Source organism: Pseudonocardia sp. McavD-2-B (assembly GCF_024124365.1).
In the GTDB taxonomy this organism is placed as follows: domain Bacteria; phylum Actinomycetota; class Actinomycetes; order Mycobacteriales; family Pseudonocardiaceae; genus Pseudonocardia; species Pseudonocardia alni.
In genome coordinates, this window is record NZ_JAMXSG010000322.1 from 1 (window position 1) to 5,955 (window position 5,955).

The 5,955-nt window shown below is 74.3% G+C and carries 4 protein-coding genes and 1 pseudogene; 3 read left to right on the forward strand and 2 right to left on the reverse strand.

Annotated elements, in window-relative coordinates:
- Positions 1-1,685 (reverse strand): ABC transporter ATP-binding protein (locus tag NH602_RS27205; RefSeq protein WP_253069274.1); only part of this gene is annotated, 1,685 nt, incomplete at its 3' end.
- Positions 1,686-2,005: 320 nt separating this feature from the next.
- Between NH602_RS27205 and NH602_RS27210 the strand changes: the two genes are divergently transcribed.
- Together NH602_RS27210 and NH602_RS27215 are read left to right on the forward strand one after the other, a co-directional pair.
- Positions 2,006-2,530, forward strand: a complete 525-nt coding sequence (locus tag NH602_RS27210) for a CHRD domain-containing protein (protein WP_253069275.1) — start codon at positions 2,006-2,008, stop codon at positions 2,528-2,530.
- A gap of 81 nt (positions 2,531-2,611) precedes the next feature.
- Entirely contained in the window at positions 2,612-3,469 is an 858-nt protein-coding gene (locus NH602_RS27215) for an alpha/beta fold hydrolase (RefSeq protein ID WP_253069276.1), read from the forward strand.
- A 63-nt stretch (positions 3,470-3,532) separates the two neighbouring features.
- On the opposite strand, the pseudogene NH602_RS27220 reads toward NH602_RS27215, so the two are convergent.
- Positions 3,533-4,990: pseudogene (locus tag NH602_RS27220) on the reverse strand (RNA polymerase sigma factor); the annotation flags it as partial.
- A 230-nt stretch (positions 4,991-5,220) separates the two neighbouring features.
- Here NH602_RS27220 and NH602_RS27225 point away from each other — a divergent pair.
- A partial coding sequence (locus NH602_RS27225) for an inositol monophosphatase family protein (RefSeq protein ID WP_253069277.1) occupies positions 5,221-5,955 on the forward strand: 735 nt, incomplete at its 3' end.

Consider the following 5,955-nt stretch of genomic DNA (forward strand, 5'->3'; position numbering starts at 1 on the left):
GCCCCCGCGGGCCCGGTCAGTACGGCCCCGGTGGCGCCCGTGGACCCGGGCAGGGACCGGTCCGCGGCGAGCAGGTCGGCGTAGCGGCCCGGCTCGGCGGCCAGCTGCTCCCGCGCACCGTGCTGGACGAGGCGGCCGTCGGACAGCACCGCGACGGCGTCGGCGCGGCGGATCGTCGACAGCCGGTGCGCCACGACGATCCCGGTGCGGCCCGCGAGCAGCGCCCGCGACGCGCGGGTCACCCGCTCCTCGGTGCGCGGGTCCATCCGCGCGGTGGCCTCGTCCAGCACGACGACGGCGACGTCGCGCACCAGCAGCCGGGCGAAGGCCACCAGCTGCTCCTCGCCGGAGGACAGTGCGATCCCGCCGGTGCCGAGGCGGGTGTCCAGGCCGTCGGGCAGGGCCTCGACCCACTCGTCGAGCCCCAGCGCGGCCGTCGCGGCCTCGACCGCGCCGCGCGGGACGGCGGGGTCGAACAGTGTGACGTTCTCCGCGAGCGTCGCCGCCAGGATCTCGGTGCGCTGGGTGACCACGCCGACCGCGCGACGCAGCCCGTCCAGGTCCAGGTCGCGCACGTCGACCCCGGCCAGGAACACCTGCCCGCGCGGCGGCTCCACGGCGCGCGAGAGCACCTTGGTGACCGTCGACTTCCCCGAGCCGGTGCGGCCGAGCAGCGCGCACGTCGTCCCGGCCGGCACGGTCAGGTCGATCCCGCCCAGGCGGAACCCGTCGTCGTATCCGGCGGTCAGTCCGCGCAGCTCCACCGACGCGGACCCCGGCGGCAGCGGACGGCCGCCCTCGGGCTCCCGCTCGGTCTCCAGCAGCGACGACACCCGGGTGAGCGCACCCAGACCGGCCTGGATGTCGGGCATCCGGTCGACGACCGCGTCGATCTGCCCGACGAACGCGGTGACCAGCAGCCACAGCGTGACCAGCGCGGCGATCCCGCCCGGGTCGCCGGCGACCAGCCACACCCCGCCGAGCGCGAGCGCCCCGAGCAGCGCGTGCGCGACGGTGCCCGTCCGCAGCCCGAGCCGGGTCGCGATCCGGCACACCTCGTGGGTGCGCGCGACGACCGTCGCCGCCCGGCGGGCGAACCCGGCCACCACGTGCGGCTGGCCCAGCGAGGTGCGCACGTCGTCCTGCCCGGCGACCGCCTCCTCCAGCTGCGCCGCGTGGTCCGACCAGGCCGTCTCCTCGGCGACCTTGGCCTGCGCGATCTGCGGCGTCAACGGCCGCGCCACCAGCACGATCACGGCGGCGACCAGCGGGAACACGACGAACGCCGGCCAGAACACCAGCCCGGCGACGATCCACGCGACGACCGAGCGCAGCAGCGAGCGGCCGGTCTCCCAGCCGATCCGCCGGATGAGCTGGGCGAGCTGGCGGCAGTCGTCGTCGACCCGGTCGAGGAGCTCACCGACCGCCTGGTCCTCCAGCGCGGGCAGCGGCTGCGCCAGCGCGGACCCCACGAGGTCCGACCGGAGCCTCCCCTCCGCGCGCCCGACCACCCCGGAGAACAGGACCCGGCCCAGGGTGTCCAGCAGGGCGGCGCCCAGCAGCAGCGCGGCCAGCACAGCGACCAGGGTGGCCGTCGGCCCGCTCACCACCGCCCCCACCACGGTCGCCGCCGTCGCCTCCGCCACTGCGGCCACCACCGCGGCGCCCACCGCCACGACCGACACCGGTCCACCCAGCCGACGCCAGGACAGCGCTCGCACCCCCGACCCCCCGACGAGACCGCGCTACGGGATCTCCGGCGCCGTCGATGATCGACGTTAACCGCGACCCCCGACAGAATCGCCCGGTTTTCGGCGGCCCTGCCCCCGATCGGCCGGTCGAAACCGGATCGGGCGGTGCCCCACACGAAGCGGTCGACAACGCCCCGAGGGGGCGCGGCCGGGCCCCCGGTGTCCGCATGCTTGCCCCGCAGCGACGCGTGGAACACGAGGGGGAACCGATGGGACCGTGGTCGACCAGGTGGGCCGGGGGCGCGCTCTGCGCGGTGGCGGCACTGGCATTCACCGCGTCACCGGCGCTGGCCGAGGACGCACCCGTACCGGAGCCCCCCACGTTCACCAGCACGCTCACCGCGACCCTGACCCCGGACGCGGTCCGTGCCGACGACGGCGCACCGGTGCCCGGCCAGCAGGGCGCGAGCGGACAGTTCACCCTGCGCCTGAACAGCCGGCAGGACATCGTCTGCTACGACATCCGGATGACCGGGGTCACCCCGCCGTTCAGCAGCCCCGCGCGGACCGCCACGCACCTGCAGGAGGGGCAGCCGAACGAGTCCGGCAACCCGCGGATGGTCTTCCCGGACCCGCAGGGCCCGCCCGGTGGCCCGATGACCAGCACGGGCTGCCTGCAGGGGCCGTTCACCACCGGCGTGGTCGTCGGCGGCGTCGACACCGGCACCGGGTTCACGGTCAAGGACCTGGAGGCCAACCCGGCCGCCTGGTTCGTCGACACCCACACCGAGCAGTACCGGACCGGCGCGGTGCGCGGGCAGCTGTCCAAGACGGGCTGACGGCGCTGCCGGGGCCGATGAGTCCGCGGCCCCGGCACGGTCGGTAGAGGGCCGGACCCTCGACCCACCGCGGGAGACACCATGACCGGAGCGGCCACCACCACCCCGTCGCCGACCTCGAGCGGGCACCTGCCGGTCAACGGTCTGGACCTGTACCACGAGATGTACGGCGAGCTCGGGACGTCGCCACCGCTGCTCCTGCTCCCGGGCGCGTTCATGGCCGCCGGCTCGATGGCGGCCTGGGCGGCCGGGCTCGCCGACGACCGCACCGTGGTCGTCGCCGACATGCAGGGCCAGGGCCGGACACCGGACGCGCCCCGTGCGCTGTCCTACGAGCAGTTCGCCGACGACGCCGCGGCGCTGCTCCGCGGCCTGGGCGTCGACCGGGCGGACGTGATGGGCTACTCGCAGGGCGGCGGCGTGGCGCTGCAGCTCGCGCTCCGGCACCCGGACCTCGTCGGCAGGCTGGTCGTGATGGCCGCGACGTTCCGCCGCGACGGCTGGTACCCCGCCGTGCACGCCGCGATCACCGGGATGGACGCGACGACACTGGCCGGCTCGCCCGTCGAGTCCGCGTTCCTGGAGCACACGCCGGACCCCGTCGCGTTCGCGGCCTGGGTGCAGAAGGTGAAGGTCCTCAACGCTGAGGACCAGGAGATCCCCGACGACCGGATGCGTGCGATCACGGCCCGGTCCATGGTGATCGTCGGCGACGCCGACGGCGTGCGGCCCGAGCACGCGGTGGAGATGTTCCGCCTGCTCGGCGGCGGTGACGAACGGGCCGCGGCGACCGGGATGCTGCAGGAGGTCCCCCGTGCGCGCCTGGTGGTGCTGCCCGCGACCTCGCACATCGGCCTGGTGGGGGAGACGGCGACCCTCGTCCCGGCGATCACCGCGTTCCTCGACGACGTCGCACCCGCGACGCCGGACCTGTTCTGACCGCGGACGACGAGGGCCCCGCCGGATCGTCCGGCGGGGCCCTCGTCGTGGAACGGGTGGTGCTCAGTCCAGGTAGTCGCGCAGCACCTGGGACCGCGACGGGTGCCGTAGCTTCGACATCGTCTTCGACTCGATCTGGCGGATCCGCTCGCGGGTCACGCCGTAGACCTGGCCGATCTCGTCGAGGGTGCGCGGCTGGCCGTCGGTGAGACCGAAGCGCAGCCGGACGACGCCCGCCTCGCGCTCGGACAGCGTCGCCAGCACCGACTGCAGCTGGTCCTGCAGCAGGGTGAAGCTCACCGCGTCGACCGCGACGACGGCCTCGGAGTCCTCGATGAAGTCACCGAGCTGCGAGTCGCCCTCGTCGCCGATGGTCTGGTCCAGGGAGATGGGTTCCCGGGCGTACTGCTGGATCTCCAGCACCTTCTCCGGGGTGATGTCCATTTCCTTGGCGAGCTCCTCGGGAGTGGGCTCACGCCCGAGATCCTGGAGCAGCTCACGCTGTATGCGGCCGAGCTTGTTGATGACCTCCACCATGTGCACCGGGATGCGGATGGTGCGGGCCTGGTCGGCCATCGCGCGGGTGATGGCCTGCCGGATCCACCACGTGGCGTAGGTCGAGAACTTGTAGCCCTTGGTGTAGTCGAACTTCTCGACCGCACGGATGAGGCCGAGGTTGCCCTCCTGGATCAGGTCCAGGAACGCCATGCCGCGGCCGGTGTAGCGCTTGGCCAGCGAGACCACGAGCCGGAGGTTCGCCTCGAGCAGGTGGTTCTTGGCGCGCTCGCCGTCCCGCACGATCCAGCGCAGGTCGCGCCGCAGCTGCGGGGACAGCTTCTCGTTGGACTCGAACACCTTGCGGATGCGCTCGGCGCCGTAGAGGCCGGCCTCGATGCGCTTCGCGAGCTCGACCTCCTCCTCGGCGTTGAGGAGCGCGACCTTGCCGATCTGCTTCAGGTACGCGCGGACCGAGTCGGCCGAGGCGGTGAGCTCGGCGTCCTTGCGCGCCTGGCGCAGGGCCTCGGACTCCTCCTCGTCCCAGACGAAGTCCGCCGACTTCTGCTGCGACGCCCGGGTGGTCGGTGCCACCCGGTTCTTGCCAGTGTTGGTCTCGTCGTCGGAGTCGTCGTCATCGTCGTCGGACGACTCGTCGGCGGTCTCCTCCTTCGCGGCCTCGGCGAGGTCGGCCTCGATGTCCGAGGCGTCGATCTCGGAGTCCTCGAGGACGACCTCGTCGCCGTCGGCGTCCGGCTCGTCGCCGTCGGCCTTCTTGGTGGAGGCCTTCTTCGGGGCGGCCTTGCGCGGGCCGGTCTTCGGCGCGGCCTTGGTCGCCGTGCCACCCGCCGCGGCGGGCTTGCGGGTGCGTGCGGCCGGCTTCTTGGCGGTGCCGGTCGTCGCCGACGCGGTGCTCGTGGTGCCGGAAGTACGGCGGCTGCGGGATGCGGTACCCGACGTCGGTTCGACGGTCGAGTCGCTGCGTGCTGCGGAGTCTGCGGCTGCCACCTGGGCCCTCTCGCTACGTGCGCTGGAGTCGTTACGCGGCCCGGTCGCGGCGCGCTCGTCGGGGGAGACGAGGCCACGACGGCCGGGATGTCCTGTCCTGCCACCGCCTCGGTCGCCGGCGTCGATGGTGGTCGCCGCGCGTCCCGGAGACGGGGTACGCGTTCCATTGTAACTGCGTACCGGCCGGGGGGACGCACCTCACGCCGCCCCGCGCGTCCGGGTGGCTCCGCACGTGGTCGGATGGGGTGGTGAGCCCGCACGAGAGCAGCGATCCCGCCACCCTGCGCGCCGTCGCCGAGCAGGTCGCGGCCGAGGCCGCGGAGCACCTGCGCGGCCTGCCCGCACCGCACGACGACGGAGTCACGACGAAGTCCTCGCCGACCGACGTCGTCACCGCCTCCGACGCGTCGGTGGAGCGCTTCGTCCGTGACCGGCTCGCGCAGTTGCGCCCCGGCGAGCCGGTGTACGGGGAGGAGGGCGCGGGCGACGCCGCCGCCGCGCGCTGGGTGGTCGACCCGATCGACGGCACCGTGAACTACCTCTACGGGTTGCCCTGGTACGGGATCTCGGTCGCCGCCGTCGTCGACGGGGAGGGCGTCGCCGGTGCCGTGTCCGAGCCCGCCTCCGGGCGGCTCTGGTCGGCCGGACGCGGTCTCGGCGCGACCCTCGACGGGCGCCCACTGCGCGCCGCGGCGACGACCGAGCTGGGCCAGTCCCTGGTCGGTACCGGGTTCGCCTACCGCGCCGAGCGGCGCGCCCGCCAGGCCCGGATGGTCGCCGCGATGCTCCCCGAGGTCCGCGACGTGCGCCGGGCCGGCGCGGCGTCGCTGGACCTGTGCGCGGTCGCGGCGGGTTGGCTCGACGGCTATCTCGAGCACGGCTGCAACTGGTGGGACTGGGCGGCCGGTGCGCTGATCGCGACCGAGGCCGGTGCCGTCGTGCACGTCGCGGGCAGCCCCGGCGTCCGCGGTCCCGTCGACGGC

Bases quoted from the DNA above. Each gene is read 5' to 3' on its own strand.
- NH602_RS27215 (WP_253069276.1), top strand. From the start codon at position 2,612: ATGACCGGAGCGGCCACCACCACCCCGTCGCCGACCTCGAGCGGGCAC.